General features: G+C 47.3%; 19 protein-coding genes and 1 riboswitch. Of the genes, 14 read left to right on the top strand and 5 right to left on the bottom strand.

Features of this window, described 5'->3' with window-relative positions; genetic code table 11:
- Positions 1 to 389: 389 nt before the first annotated feature.
- The 4 genes from C6Y45_RS15865 (at position 390) to C6Y45_RS15880 (ending at position 3812) form a co-directional block, all read left to right on the top strand.
- Entirely contained in the window at positions 390 to 1994 is a 1605-nt protein-coding gene (locus C6Y45_RS15865; RefSeq protein ID WP_107586201.1) for a M20/M25/M40 family metallo-hydrolase, read from the top strand.
- Between the two features lie 308 nt (positions 1995 to 2302).
- Entirely contained in the window at positions 2303 to 2665 is a 363-nt protein-coding gene (locus C6Y45_RS15870) for a rhodanese-like domain-containing protein (protein ID WP_245922685.1), read from the top strand.
- Between the two features lie 205 nt (positions 2666 to 2870).
- Positions 2871 to 3224: a large conductance mechanosensitive channel protein MscL gene (mscL, locus tag C6Y45_RS15875; RefSeq protein WP_107586203.1), complete on the top strand. Its 354-nt coding sequence runs from the start codon at positions 2871 to 2873 to the stop codon at positions 3222 to 3224.
- Between the two features lie 141 nt (positions 3225 to 3365).
- Complete coding sequence (locus C6Y45_RS15880) at positions 3366 to 3812, top strand: hypothetical protein (protein ID WP_107586204.1); 447 nt, start codon at positions 3366 to 3368, stop codon at positions 3810 to 3812.
- Between the two features lie 547 nt (positions 3813 to 4359).
- Here C6Y45_RS15880 and C6Y45_RS15885 read toward each other — a convergent pair.
- The 3 genes from C6Y45_RS15885 to exaC form a co-directional block, all read right to left on the bottom strand.
- Complete coding sequence (locus tag C6Y45_RS15885) at positions 4360 to 4653, bottom strand: hypothetical protein (RefSeq protein ID WP_107586205.1); 294 nt, start codon at positions 4651 to 4653, stop codon at positions 4360 to 4362.
- A gap of 106 nt (positions 4654 to 4759) precedes the next feature.
- Positions 4760 to 4861, bottom strand: a riboswitch (SAM riboswitch).
- A 50-nt stretch (positions 4862 to 4911) separates the two neighbouring features.
- Positions 4912 to 5268: a DUF779 domain-containing protein gene (locus tag C6Y45_RS15890; protein WP_107586206.1), complete on the bottom strand. Its 357-nt coding sequence runs from the start codon at positions 5266 to 5268 to the stop codon at positions 4912 to 4914.
- 17 nt (positions 5269 to 5285) lie between these two features.
- On the bottom strand, positions 5286 to 6806 hold the full coding sequence (gene exaC / locus C6Y45_RS15895) for an acetaldehyde dehydrogenase ExaC (protein WP_107586207.1): 1521 nt from the start codon (positions 6804 to 6806) through the stop codon (positions 5286 to 5288).
- 157 nt (positions 6807 to 6963) lie between these two features.
- Between exaC and C6Y45_RS15900 the strand changes: the two genes are divergently transcribed.
- From C6Y45_RS15900 to C6Y45_RS15910, 3 genes are all read left to right on the top strand, one after another.
- Complete coding sequence (locus C6Y45_RS15900; protein ID WP_107586208.1) at positions 6964 to 8493, top strand: FAD-dependent oxidoreductase; 1530 nt, start codon at positions 6964 to 6966, stop codon at positions 8491 to 8493.
- Positions 8494 to 8631: 138 nt separating this feature from the next.
- On the top strand, positions 8632 to 9135 hold the full coding sequence (locus C6Y45_RS15905) for a ferritin (protein ID WP_107586209.1): 504 nt from the start codon (positions 8632 to 8634) through the stop codon (positions 9133 to 9135).
- Between the two features lie 130 nt (positions 9136 to 9265).
- Positions 9266 to 9556, top strand: a complete 291-nt coding sequence (locus C6Y45_RS15910; RefSeq protein WP_107586210.1) for an MTH1187 family thiamine-binding protein — start codon at positions 9266 to 9268, stop codon at positions 9554 to 9556.
- Between the two features lie 45 nt (positions 9557 to 9601).
- Here C6Y45_RS15910 and C6Y45_RS15915 read toward each other — a convergent pair whose 3' ends face one another.
- A complete protein-coding gene (locus tag C6Y45_RS15915; protein ID WP_107586211.1) occupies positions 9602 to 10888 on the bottom strand; it encodes an L-lactate MFS transporter in 1287 nt (428 codons plus the stop codon).
- A gap of 380 nt (positions 10889 to 11268) precedes the next feature.
- Positions 11269 to 11493 carry a hypothetical protein gene (locus C6Y45_RS17710; RefSeq protein ID WP_160058455.1) on the bottom strand — a complete coding sequence of 75 codons (225 nt, stop codon included), beginning with the start codon at positions 11491 to 11493 and terminating at the stop codon, positions 11269 to 11271.
- Between the two features lie 103 nt (positions 11494 to 11596).
- Between C6Y45_RS17710 and C6Y45_RS15920 the strand changes: the two genes are divergently transcribed.
- The 7 genes from C6Y45_RS15920 to C6Y45_RS15950 all read left to right on the top strand — a co-directional run bounded on the left by C6Y45_RS15920 (position 11597) and on the right by C6Y45_RS15950 (position 20015).
- Positions 11597 to 13519: an asparagine synthase-related protein gene (locus C6Y45_RS15920; protein WP_107586212.1), complete on the top strand. Its 1923-nt coding sequence runs from the start codon at positions 11597 to 11599 to the stop codon at positions 13517 to 13519.
- Between the two features lie 237 nt (positions 13520 to 13756).
- Positions 13757 to 14710, top strand: a complete 954-nt coding sequence (locus C6Y45_RS15925) for an ABC transporter permease (protein WP_107586213.1) — start codon at positions 13757 to 13759, stop codon at positions 14708 to 14710.
- A complete protein-coding gene (locus C6Y45_RS15930; protein ID WP_107586214.1) occupies positions 14700 to 15650 on the top strand; it encodes an iron chelate uptake ABC transporter family permease subunit in 951 nt (316 codons plus the stop codon). The genes C6Y45_RS15925 and C6Y45_RS15930 overlap by 11 nt, the downstream gene beginning before the upstream one ends.
- On the top strand, positions 15647 to 16405 hold the full coding sequence (locus C6Y45_RS15935) for an iron ABC transporter ATP-binding protein (RefSeq protein ID WP_107586215.1): 759 nt from the start codon (positions 15647 to 15649) through the stop codon (positions 16403 to 16405). The genes C6Y45_RS15930 and C6Y45_RS15935 overlap by 4 nt, the downstream gene beginning before the upstream one ends.
- Before the next feature lie 219 nt (positions 16406 to 16624).
- The gene (locus C6Y45_RS15940; RefSeq protein WP_107586216.1) at positions 16625 to 17638 is read left to right on the top strand and encodes a siderophore ABC transporter substrate-binding protein; all 1014 of its coding nucleotides are present in this window, start codon (positions 16625 to 16627) and stop codon (positions 17636 to 17638) included.
- A 287-nt stretch (positions 17639 to 17925) separates the two neighbouring features.
- The gene (locus C6Y45_RS15945; RefSeq protein ID WP_107586217.1) at positions 17926 to 19362 is read left to right on the top strand and encodes an alanine/glycine:cation symporter family protein; all 1437 of its coding nucleotides are present in this window, start codon (positions 17926 to 17928) and stop codon (positions 19360 to 19362) included.
- A gap of 194 nt (positions 19363 to 19556) precedes the next feature.
- Positions 19557 to 20015 carry a DinB family protein gene (locus C6Y45_RS15950; protein ID WP_107586218.1) on the top strand — a complete coding sequence of 153 codons (459 nt, stop codon included), beginning with the start codon at positions 19557 to 19559 and terminating at the stop codon, positions 20013 to 20015.
- Positions 20016 to 20287 lie beyond the last annotated feature (272 nt).

Below are 20287 nucleotides of genomic sequence, written 5' to 3' on the forward strand. Positions count from 1 at the left end.
CCCAAATGATCCTAAGACCATTATCTAGAAATATCTCGAGGTGTCCAAGAGGAAAGTATCCTTGAGAAGAAAGCAAGAGAAATTGATAAGTTCCAAAGGGACTTAAACATACTATACGAGGAGGGAAGTATATGAAAAAAATCTGGCGGGCGCTTTGACCGTCCCAGAAAATTGTGTTCCTGGCAGGAGCAGCATTCGTTTTATTTCTCGCTTACACAAATATGTTTATGTAACGACCTTCTGATAGATGTCCGTTCCGGTTTTCCGCTGGAGCGGACGTTTTATTTCCACCCTCCGAAAAAATTTTACAGAGATTAAAAGAGGGAATACAGGGGGAAGAAGCGAACAAAAGAAGTTGGAAGAAGTTTTAACACGGAGGAGGACGTGCCATGTTCTGGAACACGGCGGAAGCTATGGAAGATTTATTGTGCGAATTGACGAGCTGGGAAAGCCGGACGTTTTCCCAGGGAGAAAAAGATTTTCCTATTAAGCTGCAGGCTAAGCTCCGGCAGCTTCCTTATTTTCAGAAATACAAAAATTATGTGAGGCTGCATGATGCAGATAAAGGAAGACGGTCATTGACGGCACTGTACCGGCATCCGGATACTGATATTAAAAATACTGTCGTACTGCTGAGTCACTTTGATACAGTACAGACAGAAGAATACGGCCACCTGGAGCCGTTTGCCTTCGAGCCGCGGATTCTTACTGAAAAGTTCGGGGAAGAAGCGGAAACCCTGCCGGAAGCAGCCAGAAAAGATCTGGAATCAGGGGATTATCTTTTCGGACGTGGGACGATGGACATGAAAATGGGTCTTGTGCTGCATCTCCACCTTATTGAACAGGCAATAGTTGAAGAATGGCCGATGAACCTGCTCATAGTAACAGTACCCGATGAAGAGGTGGATTCCGTCGGTATGCGGACAGTCGTACCTGAACTGCTGAGGCTTCAGGAACAGCATGAGCTCTCCTATTCTCTGTTTTTAAACAGCGAGCCGTCTTTTACGCAGCGTCCGGGAGACGGCCTCCATTATATTTACACTGGAGCTATGGGCAAGATCATGCCTGCCGCCCTGTTTTTCGGTAAGGAAACTCATGTCGGAGAACCGCTGAGTGGTATCACGGCTACATATATGGCCTCCTACGTTTCCCAGGACATGGAGTGGAATCCCTCGTTTCGTGAAGAAAAATTCGGTGAGAAAACACCCCTTCCAGTGTCTCTTCAGCTGAGGGATCTGAAAACAGAATATTCTACGCAGACCCCGTACCGGGCTGCCTCGCTGTTCAATGTTTTTACACTGGAAAAGGACGCCGAAGAAATTCTCGACGTTTTTGAGCGTACTGTCAAAAAAGCGATGGAGAGGTGCAGCAGCGATTATAAAGCTCTCTGCCGGCGGGAGGGGATCGAAGGGATGGGAGCTGTCCGGACAATCCGCTATGAAGAGCTGTACCGCTACGTCGTGGAAAAGTTCGATGAGGACATTATTGGAGAATCAGTGCGGGTAGTAACAGAGGAAGAATCGTGGGATGATCGGGAACAGTCTGTCCGGCTGGCAGGGGAATGGATGCTTCTTTGTCCGGAACTCGCTCCCGCAACGGTAATATTTTATGCCCCCCCGTATTACCCTTCCGTCAATTCTTCCTATGAAAAGAAGATCGAAAAGGCAGTGGAGGAAATTGAAAAAGCATCGGAAAGCAGCGATTTCCCGATAAAAAGAATTCACTATTTCAACGGGATATGCGATCTCAGCTACGTTAATTATGAAAAAGACGAAAGTGAGCTCGATGTCTACCGTCGAAACACACCAGTATGGGGAGAAGGCTACACGGTTCCTTTTCGTGAAATGAAAAAGCTCCAGGCTCCGGTTCTCAACGTTGGACCGTTTGGTAAAGATCCGCACCAGCGGACAGAACGTCTGCACCGGGAAAATGCGTTCAGACACACACCGGAAATGCTTCGAATACTGCTGAAAGTATGGCAGGAAGCCGAATAAAAAACTGCCGCCGATTTTTTCAGCAATTATTTTAGATTTCTTTTCATTTTCTAGAGGTTTATGCGACAACTATTTGGGGGAAACCTGTTATAGTGGAAGCTGTAAGAAGTTAAGTATACCCCCCCACTTTTTTTCATGAAGATTTCCCCCTTAAAGATCTTCATAAAAGCAGAAGCCGTCCGGATAATTCCGGGCGGCTTTTGTCATGTTATTCCCTTTTTCAGAGTCGTTGACACAGATAAATTCAGATGGTAATATACCCGTATAGGTATTTAGCAATGAGTAACAAAAAGGGGGAAAGTAAACAGATGGATTTTTTTATTAACATGGCGTTTGCAGCTGCAGCCGTTTTCCTTTTCTGGAAAATGTTTATGCCGGCTAAAGGCGTCAAAAATATTTCCACAGAGGAACTGAAATCACGTCTCGGAGAAAAAGACGTTCAATATATCGACGTCAGAACGCCTGCCGAATATAAAGGGAATCATATTCGGGATTTTAAAAATATACCCCTGCATCAGCTTAGTTCCAAATCAGACAAGCTGGACAAAAGCAGGGAGACGATGCTTATATGCCAGAGCGGCATGCGCAGCAGCCGGGCAGCAAAAACACTGAAGAAGCAGGGATTTACGAATGTAGTTAACGTAAAAGGCGGCATGAGTTCCTGGAGATAACAAGAAAAAATTAAGAATAACTAACACCACTGTCTTTGTGAGCAGCAGGGAAGCTCTTTCCTGAATGCCGGGGGCAGTTTTCTTTGCTTTACAGAAAAAGAAGGTGGCGTCGGCTGGAAATCTCGTCCTCTCTCTGATTATGTATCTTTTCATACCTCCCCTGTAGTAAAATGGCATGAATATTCAAAATAGGAGGAGGGCGTTTATGATTAAGGAACTGAAGGAGTTTGCACTAAAAGGAAGCGTAGTGGATTTAGCCGTTGCAGTCGTTTTTGCAGCAGCTTTTGGCCAGGTTATTTCCGCCTTCGTGAATCATATAATGACTCCGCTGATCGGTGTCGTCATTGGTGGAATTAACATTGAAAGTGCAGCTGTTGTTATTGGAGAAGCAGAAGTGCGTTACGGAATGTTTCTGCAGTCCTTAATCGATTTCAGTATTATTGCCCTGTCTCTTTTCATTTTTGTGAAAACTTATCAGGTGCTGAAGCAGAAAGAAACGTCAGAGCCGGATGAACAGACGCTGCTTCTGCGGGAAATTAGAAACTCCCTGCAGAAATAGCAGAATTCTTATTTATACCGTTTTCCTTCATATTTGAACCGCGATTTCTCATAAAAAAACACAAACAGTCCGCTTGAACATCAGGGCTTTTTCAGCGGATAATAGAGGAACAAGAAAGATTGTGAGGGGGCCGTATTCATTATGGAGTGGAAGGAAAAAACGCTTGTCCCGACCCATATTGAAGTAGTATGGGACATATTTCAGGATCAGTATATAACAAAACTTATGCCCAAGGTCACCGAGCATAAACTGATTGAAGGAGAACCAGATAAGATCGGTGCGAGGTATCGTCAGACTTCCCGGGATGGAAAAAAAACAGAAACGTACATTGTGGAAACAACCCAGTATCTTGACACTCCTTCCCGAAAGGAGAAAGAGCTGCATTTTTTCCCCGATAACGCTTTTGAAGTAAAACTTCGTTTCGTGCTGATTAAAATTAATGAAAATGAAACGGAGCTTATTTATGAAGGCTGCAAAAAGCCGGTTAATTTAAAAGGGAAACTTAAGCAGAAGCTTTCCACCACCCACGCCCGCAGGCAGGGGATTCAAAAATTTGTTCAGCATATTATCCGGGAGGCAGGGGCATAAGCGCTGTATTTTCCCTCGGAGTACGCATAAGAACTTTTACTAAAGTGGAATAAGGCTGCCGAAAAGTGTTTTTATTTAAAAATAGACGGTTTTTAACTTTCGCCTCCGTAGGACGCTTTCCGGGCGGGCCGGCTTCAGCTAATTTCTTCCGCCCTTAGACCGGAAGAAATGGATCTTCAGCTCGTCCTATCTCGCCACGGAGTCGCCTACTACAGCTCCAGCAGTAAAAAAAGAGGGCTTCTCTTCTAAAAAACGTATTTATTTCGCCCTATGTTCCATTCAGGAGATACTTTTTCCGCTGTAAAGTTCGGCGGACACTACAGATTGCGAAGTCGGAAGATGCTTCACGGCTGAAGTTCAAACAGCTGATGACAAGCTCCACCGCAGGGTGAGCCGGAAGAGGCTGATACGACGGAATAATTATTCCGGAGATAAGATTTAATCAACACTTTGGAAAAAAAAAGGCTGTCTCTGCGAAAACCGGAGACAGCCTTTTTTTCCATCATTTAGGGTGAAGTACAGTCGACACCCTTGAACTCCAGCGTCACTACTGAAATTTATGGGCGGGAAGGCCCTGCTTTTCCAGCTCTCCCCAGAGGAAATTTTCCAGAGCATAGGGAGCTTTATTCTGAAGCTCTAAGGACTTTTCCCGTGTCAGGTTAAGCTTATACCTTTCTTTTCCTCCCTGGACGACGATATAAAAGCTGCCGTTAAGAAACGACTGTCCGGCATCCACCTCATAAACAAAATCCTTCATCTTTCGGTACAGTATTCCTGCTACGGTTTCAAAAAACTTCTCGGGTGTGACGGCTTTGCTGAAATAACCAAATGCCATACTCATTGCAATCGCTCCTCTTAAAGAAATTCAACATACATTTCCAATAGAAGAACAAAAAATCCCCGGTTTCATTAAAAGTAATGAAACCGGGGATCAGCCCGTAACTATTCATTCATCACTCAAAGCTTCTGCTTTGCTGGAAGGGGCACCTTGCACAGGCAGGTTGCCGTGGAGTCGTCGAGCCAGATCTCTCATCCACTCTGGATAAATGTATGTTGTTAAAAGCAGTATAAGGCATGTGCCTGGAAATGCCCAGAACGTTTACAGCTGCAGTTCTTTCTTTTCTTCCTCATTGAAAACCCGTGAGCGCGTCAGGAAGCGTTTTCCTTCCGGGCCTTCGAGTGAAAACATGCCGCCGCGGCCGTCCACCACATCGATAATCAGCTGGGTATGCTTCCAGTATTCGTACTGGTCTTTAGCAATATAAAACGGAGAGCCGCCGATTTCCCCGAGATGTACGTCCTGGTCTCCAATCCGCAGTTCACCATCCGGATAGCACATCGGGGAGCTGCCGTCACAGCATCCTCCCGACTGATGGAACATAAGCGGTCCGTGCCGTTTTTTCAGCTTTTCAATCAGATCAAGCGCTGCGTCGGTCGCTGTTACACGTTCTGCCATGGTGTTTCATCCCTTTCTTAGAAAAATCCTTTTGGCTCTTCACTGTAGCTGACGAGCAGGTTCTTTGTCTGCTGGTAATGGCTGAGCATCATAAGATGATTTTCCCGTCCAATACCGGACTTTTTGTACCCGCCGAACGCTGCGTGGGCCGGGTAATCGTGGAAGCAGTTCGTCCATACACGTCCGGACTGGATGGCACGTCCGAAATGATACGCTGTGTTGACATTTCGCGTCCAGAGGCCGGCGCCGAGGCCGTACAGCGTATCGTTGGCCGTTTCGAGCGCTTCTTCTTTATCCTTAAAGCTTGTCACAGAAAGAACCGGACCGAAAATTTCTTCCTGGAAGATACGCATTTTATTGTGTCCTTCAAAAATAGTCGGCTGCACGTAGTATCCGCCGCTCAGGTGACCTTCAAGCTCGGCTCTTTCACCTCCGCAGAGAAGTTTGGCGCCTTCCTGCTTTCCGATATCAAGGTAGGAAAGAATTTTATCAAACTGTTCCTTGGATGCCTGGGCTCCCATCATTGTTTCTGTATCGAGCGGGTCGCCGACTTTGATTTTCTTTACGCGTTCCACCGCTTTTTCCATAAATTTATCGTAAATGGATTCCTGAATCAGGGCCCTTGACGGACACGTACATACTTCCCCCTGGTTCAGGGCAAACATTGCGAATCCTTCGAACGCTTTATCGAGGTAGGAATCATCCTGCTGCATGACGTCCTCGAAGAAAAGGTTCGGTGACTTACCGCCAAGCTCGAGCGTCACGGGAATAATGTTTTCAGAAGCATACTGCATGATCAGACGGCCGGTGGTCGTCTCTCCTGTAAAGGCAATTTTGTCAATGCGGGGGTTGGAAGCGAGCGGTTTTCCGGCTTCCACACCAAATCCGCTGACGACGTTCAATACGCCGGGCGGCAGAAGATCTTCTATCAGCTCAAGCCATACGAAGATGGAGGAAGGTGTCTGCTCGGCCGGCTTCAGTACGATACAGTTGCCACCCGCAAGCGCCGGCGCAATTTTCCACGCTGCCATCAGAAGCGGGAAGTTCCACGGAATGATCTGGCCGACAACGCCGACCGGCTCATGAAAGTGATAGGCGACAGTGTCCTTGTCTATCTGACTGATACCGCCTTCCTGCGTACGGATAGCAGAAGCAAAATAACGGTAATGATCGATCGCCAGCGGAATGTCGGCAGCGAGTGTTTCCCGGACGGCTTTTCCGTTTTCCCACGTTTCTGCTACAGCAAGCTTTTCCAGGTTAGCTTCCATCCGGTCGGCTATCTTATTCAGAATGTTGGCTCTGTCTGTAACAGACATCATGCCCCAGTCTGCTTTTGCTTCATGTGCAGCATCGAGTGCGGACTCGATATCTTCTTTGGAGGAGCGGGCTATTTTAGTGAACGCTTTTCCTGTGACAGGAGTCACGTTATCAAAATATTCCCCGTTTGCCGGCGGCTGGAATTTCCCGCCAATGTAGTTATCGTATTTTTCTCTGAATTGTACTACGCTTCCTTCTGAATTAGGTACTGCATACTTCATCCACGATCACCCTCCTGTTTATATGGTAAATGTGTAAAACTGTAAGCGGTTTCATAATACCATAAAAGGATGAATTTTCAAATAATTTTGTTTTGGTTAAATCTTCCCTGGGAATAAAAGAAATAACAGCAGGCAATAAGAAGAGGGGGAGTTATGTATGAAAAGGGAACTGCCTTTACGTGCTTCATCGCTGTGGAGAGAAAAAGAGCTGCAGTCCTTTCCGGCACTTGAGAAGGACCTCGATACAGAAGTGTGCGTAATCGGCGGCGGAATAGCCGGGGTGACGACAGCTTTCGTACTGGCGAGACGAGGTTTTCGGGTTACTTTAATTGATGCCGGCCGGATGGGAGGAGGAGCAACTGGATATACGACAGCCAAAGTGACTTCCCAGCATGGAGCCGGCTATGCCTCGATGGTAGATACGTTCGGAGAAGATAAGGCTGCCTTATATTACGATGCTCAGGAAGATGCCATCGCGTGGACGGAGAGAATGTGCCGCAAGCTGAATATCGACTGTGGATTTGAACGGCGTCCGGCAATTCTCTATGCAGAAACAGAAGACGGCTCCCGGCTCCTGGACAAGGAAGCAGAAGCCTACGAGAAGCTCGGTCTTGACGGAAAATTGACAGAAAAACATGAGCTTCCTTTTCCCGTGAAAAAAGCCTTGATGATGCACGATCAGGCGCAGTTTCATCCGGTCTGTTTTCTTGCCAAGCTGCTCCGCTATCTGGAAGTCGAAAACATGCCGGTGCATGAGCACACGAGAGCTGTGGACATAAAAAGAGGAGAGCGGCCGGAAGTCATCACAGAGAATGGGCATACCATCACGGCAGATAACGTAGTAATGGCTACCCACTACCCCTTTAAAGATTTGTACTCTCTTTATGCAGCCCGGCTGCACGTGGAGCGTTCGTATGTTGTTGCGGTGGAGCTGAATGAAAAAGTGCCGCAGGGCATGTATTTGAATGCAGAAAGTCCAAAACGTTCGATGAGACAGACACCGGGGCCCGGCGGCAGGGACTTTCTTCTTATCGGAGGAGAAGGACATACGTCCGGTCAGAAAACGGATACGATGGAAAATTATCAAAGGCTGCTTGACTACGCCGCAAGACACTTTAATGTCAGAGGAGCCCACTACCGCTGGTCGGCACAGGATATTTCCACATTGGACGGTCTTCCCTACATCGGTCCGATGACCCCGGGGAAAAAAGATGTATATATTGCCACTGGTTTTGCCAAATGGGGAATGACAGGTGGCATTGCAGCCGCCCATATCATTGCGGACGGTATCCAGGGCAGAAGGAATCCTTATGCCTCCCTGTTTACGCCTTCCCGCTTCAGCCCGGGACAGGACATGAAAAACGCCGTTAAAGAAAATATGGATGTAGCAAGAAGTTTTGTTAAAGGAAAGCTCGACCGAGGACACCGGAAAAATCCGGAGGACCTGTCCCCCGGCGAAGGATCTGTGATCCAGTATAAAGGCAGCCGGGCAGGAGCCTACCGGGACGAAGAAGGCCGGCTTACCATTGTCGATACAACGTGTACACATCTCGGGTGTGAACTGGCATGGAACAATGGAGAAAGTTCGTGGGACTGCCCGTGCCACGGTTCCCGGTTCGATCCGGACGGAAAAGTGCTGGAAGGTCCGGCGCTGAAACCGCTGAAAAAGCTTTCTGAAGAAAAGTAGAGGGAAGCACTTCAAGCGGGAAAAACTGTTCATGTTATAGTTGGTTTACGGCCGGTAAAGACACCGGAAAAACCCGGAGAAATTTCAGTAAATTTCTCCGAGGTACATCTCAGCCCAAATTATTCAAGGAGGATGTTTATGCTCAGCAAAAAATTAACCGAAGCACTGAACGAACAAATGAACTACGAATTTTATTCGGCGCATGTTTACCTCGCCACTGCTGCTTACTGTTCGGCGGAAAGTCTGGACGGCTTTGCCAACTTTTTTCTCGTCCAGTCGGTAGAAGAACGGTTCCATGCGATGAAATTTTATAATTTTATCAACGACATGGGCGATAGGGCAGAAATCAGCGGTATGGATCATCCATCCAACACGTTTAACTCTGTACTGGAAACGTTCGAAAAATCTCTGGAACATGAAAAGGAAGTAACGCGCCGCATTTATCACTTGGCGGACCTTGCGATGGACGAAAGAGAACACGCAACAATGACTTTCCTGAACTGGTTTATTGAAGAGCAGGTGGAGGAAGAGGCGTCCTTTGATACGCTGATACAGCGTCTGAAGCGTATCGGAGAAGACAAAAATGCCTTTGAAATGCTTGATTCGGAACTGGCGAAAAGAACTTTCACCCCTCCGGAATAGAGGAAAAGAGCTGGACTGCGGCAGGTGATTCCGCTAATGGTGAAATCAGCCGAAGACCTATGTTTAATCGAAAGCAAATCCGGCAATACTAAACACTAAGCGATGAATTACAAAAAGGAGGCTTACATCTATGCCAATTTTAGAACTTAGTGTTGTACCAGTCGGAACAGGATCAGAAAGCTTCGGAGACGATGTAGAAAGAGCAGTAGCCATTATTGAGCAGAACGGTCTGAACTATCAGGTAACCCCGACTTCCACTATTGTGGAAGGAGATATTGATAAGCTGTTTGATGTAGCTCAGGCTATTCATCTAAACGAAATTCAAAAAAACGCATCCCGTGTTGTGACTACGATGAAAATTGACGATCGTAAAGACAAGGATATCTCCCTCGACAGCCAGGTAAACCGGGTAAAAGAATAAGAGAACGTAATAAAGCTCCCGCATTATTTTATGCGGGAGCTTTTTTTACCTTTCGGAAACGGCGGCTGTATTTTGAAATTCCTCTTGCTCATTTTCCTGATTTAACCGGGCAGCTTCTGTTTTTCGAATGTCTGCCTTAATCAGAAGCGTACAGATGAGTGCGAGAGCCATCAGGCTGAGAAAAATATAGAAAACCGGAATATAGCTGCCGGTGCGTGCATACACCTGCGTCACAATCTGCGGGCCGATAATACCTCCGAGTGACCACGTCGTCAGGAGATAGCCGTGGATCTGTCCGAGACGCATCGTGCCGAATAAATCTCCGACGAAAGCCGGCAGGTTGGAAAACCCTCCACCATAACAGCTGACAACAATAAAGATAAACAGCTGAAACAGGATAACACTCGTAATATTCGGAAAGCTGAGAAAAGCGACGACCTGTACAACAAAGAAAATCATAAAGACGTTGGATCGTCCAAGGTAATCTGAAACCGCAGCCCAGGCAAGCCGGCTTCCCCCGTTAATGATACCCATAATACCTACCATCGTACCAGCCGCGGCAGCAGTCATCCCGACGGTTTCCTGGGCCATCGGTGAAGCGACGGAAATCATCATAATACCGGCACTCGTGTTAATAAGCATCATCGTCCAAAGAAGCCAGAAGCGGCGTGTCCGGACAGCCTGGGCAGCCGTCATCTGGGAAAGGTCCCTTTTTACAACTTTTTTGCCGGAATCAATGTCGTCCTGCATTCCGGGAGGCATCCAGCCTTCCGGCGGCGGAGCGATGTAGGCAGCTCCAAGAATCATTAAGATAAAGTAGGCGATACCGAGCACGTAAAAGGTGCTGGAAATACCAATTGTGCCCATCAGGTTCGCGGCGATCGGAGCGGTGATCAGTGCACCCATACCAAAGCCCATAACGGCCATTCCTGTTGCAAGCCCCCGGCGGTCCGGGAACCATTTTACAAGTGTGGAAACAGGTGCGATATACCCAAAGCCTAGTCCAAGTCCGCTTAGAAAACCATATGTAAGAAGGAAAAGCCAGACGGAATCAACAGCAACAGAAACACCCGCACCAATCTGTCCGGCGCTGAAAAGTACTGCTGCGTAAAAAGCAGAACGTTTCGGTCCCTGTCTTTCGACGAAACTGCCAAAAAAAGCAGCTGACAGTCCGGCAAGAGCCATCATGATCGTAAAGGCAATGGTGATTTGAGTGGTGGACCATCCCATTGCTTCATTAATAGGATTCGTGTAAACACTGTACGCATAGGCGGCACCGATCGACAAATGTATGGCAATAGCCGATAGTGCAATTAACCAACGGTTCTTCATGGAACATCCCTCCAGAAACCTTGTGAATATTTTAACTATTCTAACTTAAGATAGTAAGCGTTTGCACATGATAAATCAATAACTGTGTCCAATTTGTGTAAAATAGGTGCTTTTGTCTGGTAAAATTTCGGGTATTTCAGTTATTTAGTAATAGGGTGAAGGACTCTCTATATAATTGACAGTTCATTATTCAAATGGTAGATTAAGGATATACGTTCGTTATTGAGAATGGTACGCTGTTATTTAGGTATGCGAAGCTTATTCGATGCCCTTTTCTTCGTTTTACGAGGTGGTTCTGTTGAATCTCAATTTTTTCGCTGTGTTCGCTGACGGCTGGAGAAACACTTCGCTTTTTCATAGAAAAAGAAAAGTTCTGCTTTTCATGAATGCTGCTCTTTATTCGTAAAACCGATGCCCGGGCAGAGACGCCTGCGGAAGGCGCGCAGATACTCCTGGACAAAAGGACAGCCGCATGCTTTCTCTGCGGCAGGTGTAAAGAGCCGCAGGCGACTTTCAAAAACAATACAAAGCTTTAATAGAGCCATTTTTTTGAGAGTGCCTTTAATACCTGCATGACAGACTGTGAGGGACGTCATATCCTTCATTAACTAATAATGAATTTCAGCTCAGCTGGCAGAAAAGAGGTTTCGAATAAAATGGAACAATAGGAACGGTTCGTTCGTTAATTCAATAAAGGAGGGATAACTGGTGGGAGCGGTTGCAGGCGTTATCCGTGCGGCCCGGAAAATAGAAGCAGAGGAAGAAGAGAGGGTAATCCGTACACTGGAAACGTATCAGTCGGATGCTCTTCAGGTGTGGCGTGATGAAGGGGCGGTTATTGCCTGTGCGCATCAATGGCTCACCAGTGAAAGTGTAGGAGAGCGGCTTCCTTTTGTGTATAAAGACCGCTTTGTCGTTACGTCAGATGCGGTACTGGATAACAGAAAAGATTTGTTTTACGACCTCGACATTCATCCATCCCGGCGCCGTTACATGACCGATACGATGCTCCTGGCAAGAGCGTTTGAAAAATGGGGACTGCGGATGGTGTACAAAGTGCTTGGAAGCTTCGCGGTATCTGTCTGGGACAGGCAGGAACAAAAACTTTTTCTGTTCCGGGACAGTTCAGGTTCACGGACACTCTACTACTTCCACCGGAACAACACAGCAGCTTTTTCTTCGACGAAGGAAGTGCTGTTTCAGCTTCCGGAAGCGGGGAAGAAGTTTAATGATGACTGGATTGCCCAGTTTATTGCTCTTCCGTCCAACGTGGAGGCGCTGGACATGAATATAACCGTATTCCGGGACATTCAGCAGGTACCGCCTTCTGCCGTGGTTATTATCAGTGAAGAAAAAACGGCGGTCAAACAGTACAGTCTGATCGATCCGCATTACCGTATTACACTGAGCCGGGACGAAGAGTACGAGGAGGTTCTCCGAAGTATTTTGGCAGAGTCCGTACGCAGCAAGCTGAGGTCCATAGGAAAGCAGGGCTCTCTGCTGTACGGCGGGCTCGAATCAGGAATCGTTGCAAGCATAGCAGGCAGAGAATTAAGTTATCCTCTTCACACGTACACCGTGAAACCGAAAGAAGACTTTTATGACTGGGCAGACAGTCATAAGGCTGCTGAAGAAATAAAAGCGTTGGAAGAGACGGTCCGCTGCGCCGGCAATATAAAAAATAAAATGCTGACGCTGGACGGTTCCCATCCGCTGGAAAAGCTTGATAACCATCTAACTATGCTGGAAACACCGTTTAAGTCAACGGATACTTTTTTCCGCCGGGAAGAGGTGCACGAAGCAGCGAAGAAAGACTCCGTACGGGTTCTTCTGAACGGCTTCCGCGGGGGGGATACTATTTCCTGGGGGTCTCACCGGCTGAACCATTATTATTACACGGAGCTGCTTAAGAAAATGAAATGGAAACAGCTGAACGGGGAGCTGAGTTCCTACGCTGCCCGCTACGGGATGGCCCGGACAAAGCTGCTTCCGGTAATGGCAAAAAAAGCACTGAGACAAAAAATACGGGACTCCGGCAGTATGCCGAACTGGATCAACCCGGATCTGGCGAAAAAAACCGGCGTGTTTGAACTGTGCAGAAAATACAGCTATCCGCTGAGCGATCCGGAAGAACATGACCTGAGCGACTTCCGTAAACGGTCTTTAATGCAGAATTTCCACTGGAATAACGAAGGCACTGCCTCAGCAAAGCTGTCGCTGCACACCGGCTTATGGGAAAGAGATCCGACAGATGATTACCGGGTCATTCAGTTCTGCCTCGCGATCCCTGAAGAACAGTTTGTAAAACACGGGCTGGAGCGTTCGCTTGCAAGAAGGGCTTCCAGGAATATCCTTCCGGAAAGTGTACGTTTCCTCCCACACCGGGATAATCCTGCCGCAGCAGATGCTGTCTATCGGATGAAGGAAGCTTGGGGAGATTTTTGTCTTGAAGCGGAAGAGATGGTAAGGGAAGGCCGGCTTGCAGAGTGGGTGGATATGACCTACATTGCCAAAATCGCTGAGGAAATACCAGGCTGCCCAACCCCTTCTTACGGAGAGGACGTCCGCTTCCGTATTTTAAGCCGGTGCCTTGTTCTTAATCGATTTATTAAAATGCACGAATTGGGATGATTTACGAGCCGTCAAAAAAGGAAAAACGATCTATATGAAAAAGTGCAGGACGAATCCCGTCCTGCACTTTTTCAGCTCTCGGGGGCAGTTTTGATGGATAATTAAAGGGGTATACTAATTTTTGTTTGCATTTATATTTAGAAGTGCTATGATAAGAATTGTCGACTAATTGATAATGAATCTCATTATCATCAAAATATTACACAGGTACTTGTGGTTTTCAAGTGGAGGAACGCTATGAAATTACGCTATGTACTCCTGCTTCTCGGCGTCCTCGCATTTGTCAGTTTGTTTATAGGCGTCAGCTCGTTATCCATTACTGATCTTTTCAGCATGACCGAAGAGCAGCGGGAGATCTTCTGGTCCAGCCGTATACCTAGAATGCTGAGTATTCTGATCGCCGGAGCAGGAATGGCGGTTGCGGGGCTTGTAATGCAGCAGCTTACCCAGAACAGGCTCGTCTCGCCTACGACAGCGGGGACGATGGATGCCGCGCGGCTCGGGATGCTCGTTTCCATCCTGTTTCTTGCCGGGGCCCCGGCGCTCGTTCGTATTGGCACGGCGGTTGCGTTTGCTGTCGCCGGCACGTTTATATTTATGTTTATTCTGGAGAGGGTCCGGAGAAAGGATCCGATCTTCATTCCGCTTGTCGGACTGATGTTTGGTAACATTCTCGGCTCGATCACAACATTTTTTGCCTACCGCTACGATTTGATCCAGAACATGACCGCTTGGCTGCAGGGAAACTTTGCATCCGTCATTTCCGGAGAATATGAACTTCTCTGGCTGACGGTTCCAGTTCTTCTGTTTACATACTGGTATGCGGACCGGATTACCGCGGCGGGAATGGGAGAATCTTTTGCAAGAAACCTCGGTGTTTCCTACCGGACGGTAATTAATACCGGCCTCGTTTCCGTGGCACTGATTACATCGCTCGTCGTTCTCTCAATCGGAATGATACCGTTTCTCGGTCTGATCGTACCTAACCTCGTTACGATCTTCCGCGGGGGGCACATGAGGAAAAACCTTCCGTATACGGCGGTTGCAGGAGCTGCTTTTGTACTTATCTGCGACATTTTCGGAAGAACAATCATCTATCCGTATGAAATACCGATCGGACTGACGGTCGGTGTTATCGGAAGCGGGATCTTCCTTTATCTTCTGCTAAGGAGGGGCCGTCATGGGAGTTAAACAAAAGATAGTCATTTTATTTATCATGATGCTTCTTCTGATAACAGCCTTTTTAACAATTGGGGCAGACGGCAACTGGGAGTACGTACTTCAGCGCCGGGGCCGGATGGTGGCAGCATTCATTCTGACGGGAGCAGCAATAACTTACGCGACCATCGTGTTCCAGACGATTACCGGGAACCGGATTCTTACACCGAACATTATCGGGCTTGATTCCCTTTATATGCTGCTGCAGACGTTTATTGTATTTACGTTTGGTTCGCTGAGTGTAGTGATGGTCCGTGCAGAACTCAATTTTCTGCTTTCCACAATTCTGATGGTCGGTTTTTCCTTTTTGTTTTACAGGCTTCTGTTTAAAGGAGAAAGCTATCATCTGTATCTGCTGCTTCTTATCGGGTTCGTTTTCGGGACGTTTTTTTCGAGTCTGACTACTTTTATGCAGGTACTGATTGACCCGAACGAATTTCAGACGGTGCAGAACCGGATGTTCGCAAGCTTTCAGCGCGTGCAGACAGATCTGCTTTACGTGGCCGGAGCGGGCTTTATTCTGCTGACCGCTATAGGCATGAGAAGCCGGAGAATGCTTGATGTCCTGGCCCTTGGAAGGAGTCATGCCGTCAATCTCGGCCTCGACTACCAGCGGCTTGTCCGCCACCTGCTCATCCTGGTGACTATTCTCATTTCCCTTGCTACAGCTTTAGTCGGTCCGATTATGTTTTTAGGTCTTCTTACAGCGAATGTCACGTATGAATTTATGCGGACACACGAGCATAGATGGCTGCTTCCGGCAGGCATGCTCGTCGGCATCAACACGCTGCTCACAGGGCAGATCATTGTCGAGCATGTCTTTACGTTTGAAACGACTCTCAGTGTCATTATCAACTTCATCGGCGGCGTCTACTTTTTATGGCTGCTGCTGCGAAAGGAGAAACATAGATGATCTTTGCAGAAACGCTTGTGAAAAAATACGGAGGAACAGCCGTGGTAGACAATGTAACAGCGTCCATCGCGCAAGGAAAAATGACGACATTTATTGGTCCGAACGGAGCGGGGAAGAGTACGCTTCTTTCCATGGTCAGCCGTCTGCTTTCCCGGGATGGCGGATCTGTGTCGATTGACGGGACGCCGATGGAACACGTAGAGGACAAAGAGCTTGCTAAAAGGCTTTCGATTCTGAAGCAGTCCAACGAAATGAGCGTCAGGCTCAGTGTAAGAGATCTTGTTTCTTTCGGCCGTTTCCCCTATACACGCGGCCGGCTGACAGACGAAGATGAACAAATTATTGACGATGCGGTGGCGTATGTGGAACTGCAGGAGATCGAAAATAAGTTTTTGGATGAATTGAGCGGAGGACAGCGCCAGCGGGCATTTATCGCGATGATTCTCGCCCAGGATACGGATTATATTCTGCTCGATGAGCCCTTGAATAATCTCGATATGAGGCATTCCGTACAGATAATGAAAGTTCTTCGCTCCCTCGTGGATGACCTCGGGAAAACCGTCGTACTCGTTATTCACGATATAAACTTTGCTTCCTGTTATTCCGACTACATTGTAGCGATGAAATACGGAAAAGTAGAAATGGAAGGCAGGACGTGGGATGTTATTCATCCGGAACATTTGAAGAAAATTTACGACATGGATTTTCAGGTGCAGGAAGTAAACAATCAAAAAATCTGCGTCTACTTTTCCTGAAGGCTGCCCCGGAGAAAAGGCGCTTCAGTCCCCCCCTCCTGAAAAGCGTCCGTACAGGGGCAGCAGTTAATCTACTTAACAAAATTGAAAAAAGAAAAATAAATATGCCCTTCGCTGCACGAGCCGGGGCAGCCTGATATCCATCCCGGGTTTTAATAGAAGATGATTTTATAAAAAGCTCCGCTGCCGGTGGAGCAAAAATAAAGGAGAGAAATACTTATGAAAAAGATATCATTTGTTATGCTGGCCGGAACAGCCGCGCTGCTTGCAGCCTGTGGGGAAAGTGAAGGAAGCGCCAGCGGCGGAGAAAACAGCTCCGACGAAGTGAACAACACTGCCGAAGAAAACAGTGCGGAGACCGGAAGTGACGAAGCTGCAGATGAAAACGATGGAACGATTACTATCTCCCACGAACTTGGTGATACGGAAGTGCCTGTTAATCCTGAAAAAGTAGTCGTGTTTGACTATGGAGTGCTTGACGTGATGGAAAACTTCGGCGTAGAGCCTGCAGCCGTACCACAGGGAAACATTCCTTCCTATTTAAATGGATTTGAAGGAGAAGAATATGAGAACGCAGGAACTTTATTTGAACCGGACTTTGAAACGATTTACGGGATGGAGCCGGATTTAATTCTGATCGGAGGCAGAACGGCGGAAGCCTATGATGAACTCAATGATATCGCTCCGACAGTGATGATGTCTGTGGATCAGACAGATTATATAGCTTCGTTTGAAGAGCAGGTGACCCAGCTTGGGGAAATCTTCGACCGTCCGGACGAAGCAGAAGCTTCGCTGGAGCAGGTAAAAGAAGAATTGGACGCTCTGCAGGCTGTGTCAGATGAGGATAAAAACGGCCTCATGGTAATGACAAATGAAGGACAGGTCAGTGCCTACGGAGCGGATTCGCGGTTTGGAATACTTCACAACGAATTTGGCGTAACACCAGCAGATGAAAACATCGAGGACGCCAATCACGGACAGAATGTTTCCTTTGAGTACATTCTGGAAATGAACCCGGACATGCTTTTCGTTCTTGACCGCGGTGCGGTAGTCAGCGACAGCGGGGAAGAAGAAGACGCGGCTTCCACCCTGGACAACGACCTCGTCAATCGGACAGACGCGGCAGAAAACGATAATATTACGTACCTCAACCCGGAATACTGGTACCTCTCCGCCGGAGGAATTACGTCCGTTCAGGAAATGATTAAAGAAGTAAAAGAAGCAGTGGAATAAAATCAGAAATACTTTATCAACCGCCTGAAAAACCTGCCTCTCCGGCAGGTTTTTTCTTTACGGAATTTTGCCGGCAGGGAAAGTCAGAGGCAGTGGCGGTCTTTCCGGCAGCAGCTGTAAAAACATTGGCTCAGGGAATATTTTTTTGAAATAGTAAAACGGCTAAAGGGCAAGAAACGAGGGTGGTTTAGAAGACTATTTTCAGTAGAAAAAACACAGACAGGGCGTTTATGGTATAATTTTTCAGGGTAATAAAAGATAAATTTACAAAAAAAGGAGGTAACATCATGGCAGATTGGTTTGCAGCGGATACGTGGTTTGGGAACCTTATCGATATCGGAAACGACCTGCTCTGGACCTACATACTAATTATTTTCCTGCTGGGTCTGGGTCTCTATCTCACTATCCGCACGAATTTTGTCCAGTTCAGGCTGTTTCCGACCATGGTCCGTGAGCTTTTTAAAGGGACAGACAGAACTGCCTTCAGAGAAAAGAAAGGGACGACGCCGTTTCAGGCATTTGCTATCAGTACTGCAGCACGTGTCGGAACAGGAAACCTTGCCGGTGTAGCAATCGCCATTTCGGTTGGTGGACCGGGGGCTATTTTCTGGATGTGGATTGTTGCACTGATCGGTGCAGCGACAGGGTTTATTGAAAGTACCCTCGCACAGATTTATAAAGTAAAGGACAAGGACGGCTTCCGGGGCGGACCGGCCTACTACATGCAGAAAGGTCTTAATTCCCGGCTGATGGGGATCATTTTTGCTGTGCTGATTGTTCTCTGTTTCGGACTCATCTTTAACGGAGTACAGACCCATACGATTTCCGACGCGTTTGTCGGGGCATTTGAAATTCCTTCGATTGCTATCGGTCTGGTCATTGCCGGAATTATGGCTGTAATCATTTTCGGCGGGGTACGCCGCATTGCTGTTGTAGCCGAAGTCATCGTACCGATCTTTGCAGTTACATATGTGATCGGTGCGATTATTATTACAGCTATGAATATCGAGCAGGTGCCTGCCATCTTTTCGATGATCTTTGCCAACGCATTCGGTATCGAAGAAATGGTCGGAGGCGGTATCGGCGCAGCAATTATGAACGGTGTCCAGAGAGGGCTCTTCTCCAACGAAGCCGGTATGGGTAGTGCACCGAACGCGGCTGCAACCGTATATGTCAGCCACCCGGTAAAACAGGGACTCGTCCAGTCTCTCGGGGTGCTTGTCGATACGATTATTATATGCAGTGCGACGGCATTCATTATCCTTCTGACAGATGTTTACACCATTGGGGACATGGAAGGAATACAGCTGACACAGGCAGCCCTGGCCGAACACGTCGGGGAAGGGGCCGCCATCTATGTGACAATCGCGATTTTCTTCTTCGCCTTCAGTTCCCTGCTCGGTAACTATTACTATGGGGAAGTAAACGTTGAGTTCATTTCGGAAAAGCCGATTTATCTTCTCATGTTCCGGATTGCTTTTCTTATGATGATCCTCGTTGGAGCAACAGCCGACCTTGAAATTATCTGGGCCATGGCTGATCTGTTTATGGGCTCGATGGCACTCGTAAACCTCGTAGCTGTACTGCTTCTCGGTCATGTAGCGATAAAAGCTCTGCGGCACTTCCAGAATCAGAGCCGCCGCGGGCTGGATCCAACATTCCACCGTGACAGCATTAAAGGCCTGAAGAACATCGACAGCTGGGACTCCAAACACGATAAATAATAATCCAAAGTGAACAGCCTGGGAACCTCTATAACAGTATAGTTATGGAGGTTCTTTTCTGCTTATGAGTACTTAATGAACCGTATTGGCAGCGTCTAATAAAGACTTATACTGCCTGCGGTTTGTTCTTTTACGTTAGTTCAGGAGCGGGGACGGGAATAGTTTCTTTATACTTTCATAAAAGGAGAGATAGCATGCGCAGAGATAATGTGTACTATAAAGAGGATTTTCTTTCCCACCGAAAAGTGACAAAAGAGCTTGCCGAAAAAATCGATAAAAAAAATTACGGCTACCGGCCGACGGATACGTCTATGACTGCCGAAGAGCTCGTTACGCATATGCTCAGCTCCTTTCACCAGTTTGCCTGCATGGCAGCCGGACAGGAACCGGAAAAACTGCATGAAGGAACGGAAGACGTTTCATTAAATGAACTGGCAGACCGCTATACGGAAGCTTCAGTCAAAGTGATTGAATCGATGGATGAGGAAACACTGGAACAGACGGTTGACCTGACCGAAATGATGGGTACTAAGCTGCCGGCGTGGCGGCTGCTGGAAATAGCAATCGATCACGAAATTAACCATAAAGGAAATCTGTTCGTGTATGTGAGAGAGCTCGGATATAATCAGCTGCCGATGTACGTAAAAATGTAATTTTTCAGTTCTGGAAAACGGGGCAGAAGCAACTTATTCCCCCAATCTAAAAGAGGCTCTTCCGTTTAAATCAGACGGAGGAGCCTTTTTTTACCGGCTGCGGAGGTGGTTGTTTAATCTTTATCGAGTGATTTATTGTCATTAACGGTTAGGCCCCCTAATTCTGGACACGTTCTCACTCATTCTCCATGGGTCTGTCTTTTTCGTTTTTTCGTTATCAAACCCATAGTTCTTGCCGGGGAAGACGACCTTCCATGGTTTGTTGATGAAAG

Origin of the sequence: Alkalicoccus saliphilus (assembly GCF_003044065.1) — a bacterium.
In the GTDB taxonomy this organism is placed as follows: Bacteria; Bacillota; Bacilli; order Bacillales; family Salisediminibacteriaceae; genus Alkalicoccus; species Alkalicoccus saliphilus.

Coding starts and splice junctions, on each gene's coding strand:
- C6Y45_RS15900 (WP_107586208.1), top strand. CDS start 6,964: ATGAAAAGGGAACTGCCTTTACGTGCTTCATCGCTGTGGAGAGAAAAA.
- C6Y45_RS17710 (WP_160058455.1), bottom strand. CDS start 11,493: ATGAAGGATATGACGTCCCTCACAGTCTGTCATGCAGGTATTAAAGGC.
- C6Y45_RS15890 (WP_107586206.1), bottom strand. CDS start 5,268: ATGGCAGAACGTGTAACAGCGACCGACGCAGCGCTTGATCTGATTGAA.
- C6Y45_RS15930 (WP_107586214.1), top strand. CDS start 14,700: ATGGGAGTTAAACAAAAGATAGTCATTTTATTTATCATGATGCTTCTT.
- C6Y45_RS15880 (WP_107586204.1), top strand. CDS start 3,366: ATGGAGTGGAAGGAAAAAACGCTTGTCCCGACCCATATTGAAGTAGTA.
- C6Y45_RS15940 (WP_107586216.1), top strand. CDS start 16,625: ATGAAAAAGATATCATTTGTTATGCTGGCCGGAACAGCCGCGCTGCTT.
- C6Y45_RS15885 (WP_107586205.1), bottom strand. CDS start 4,653: ATGAGTATGGCATTTGGTTATTTCAGCAAAGCCGTCACACCCGAGAAG.
- C6Y45_RS15950 (WP_107586218.1), top strand. CDS start 19,557: ATGCGCAGAGATAATGTGTACTATAAAGAGGATTTTCTTTCCCACCGA.
- C6Y45_RS15905 (WP_107586209.1), top strand. CDS start 8,632: ATGCTCAGCAAAAAATTAACCGAAGCACTGAACGAACAAATGAACTAC.
- mscL (WP_107586203.1), top strand. CDS start 2,871: ATGATTAAGGAACTGAAGGAGTTTGCACTAAAAGGAAGCGTAGTGGAT.
- C6Y45_RS15945 (WP_107586217.1), top strand. CDS start 17,926: ATGGCAGATTGGTTTGCAGCGGATACGTGGTTTGGGAACCTTATCGAT.
- exaC (WP_107586207.1), bottom strand. CDS start 6,806: ATGAAGTATGCAGTACCTAATTCAGAAGGAAGCGTAGTACAATTCAGA.
- C6Y45_RS15870 (WP_245922685.1), top strand. CDS start 2,303: ATGGATTTTTTTATTAACATGGCGTTTGCAGCTGCAGCCGTTTTCCTT.
- C6Y45_RS15915 (WP_107586211.1), bottom strand. CDS start 10,888: ATGAAGAACCGTTGGTTAATTGCACTATCGGCTATTGCCATACATTTG.
- C6Y45_RS15910 (WP_107586210.1), top strand. CDS start 9,266: ATGCCAATTTTAGAACTTAGTGTTGTACCAGTCGGAACAGGATCAGAA.
- C6Y45_RS15865 (WP_107586201.1), top strand. CDS start 390: ATGTTCTGGAACACGGCGGAAGCTATGGAAGATTTATTGTGCGAATTG.
- C6Y45_RS15925 (WP_107586213.1), top strand. CDS start 13,757: ATGAAATTACGCTATGTACTCCTGCTTCTCGGCGTCCTCGCATTTGTC.
- C6Y45_RS15935 (WP_107586215.1), top strand. CDS start 15,647: ATGATCTTTGCAGAAACGCTTGTGAAAAAATACGGAGGAACAGCCGTG.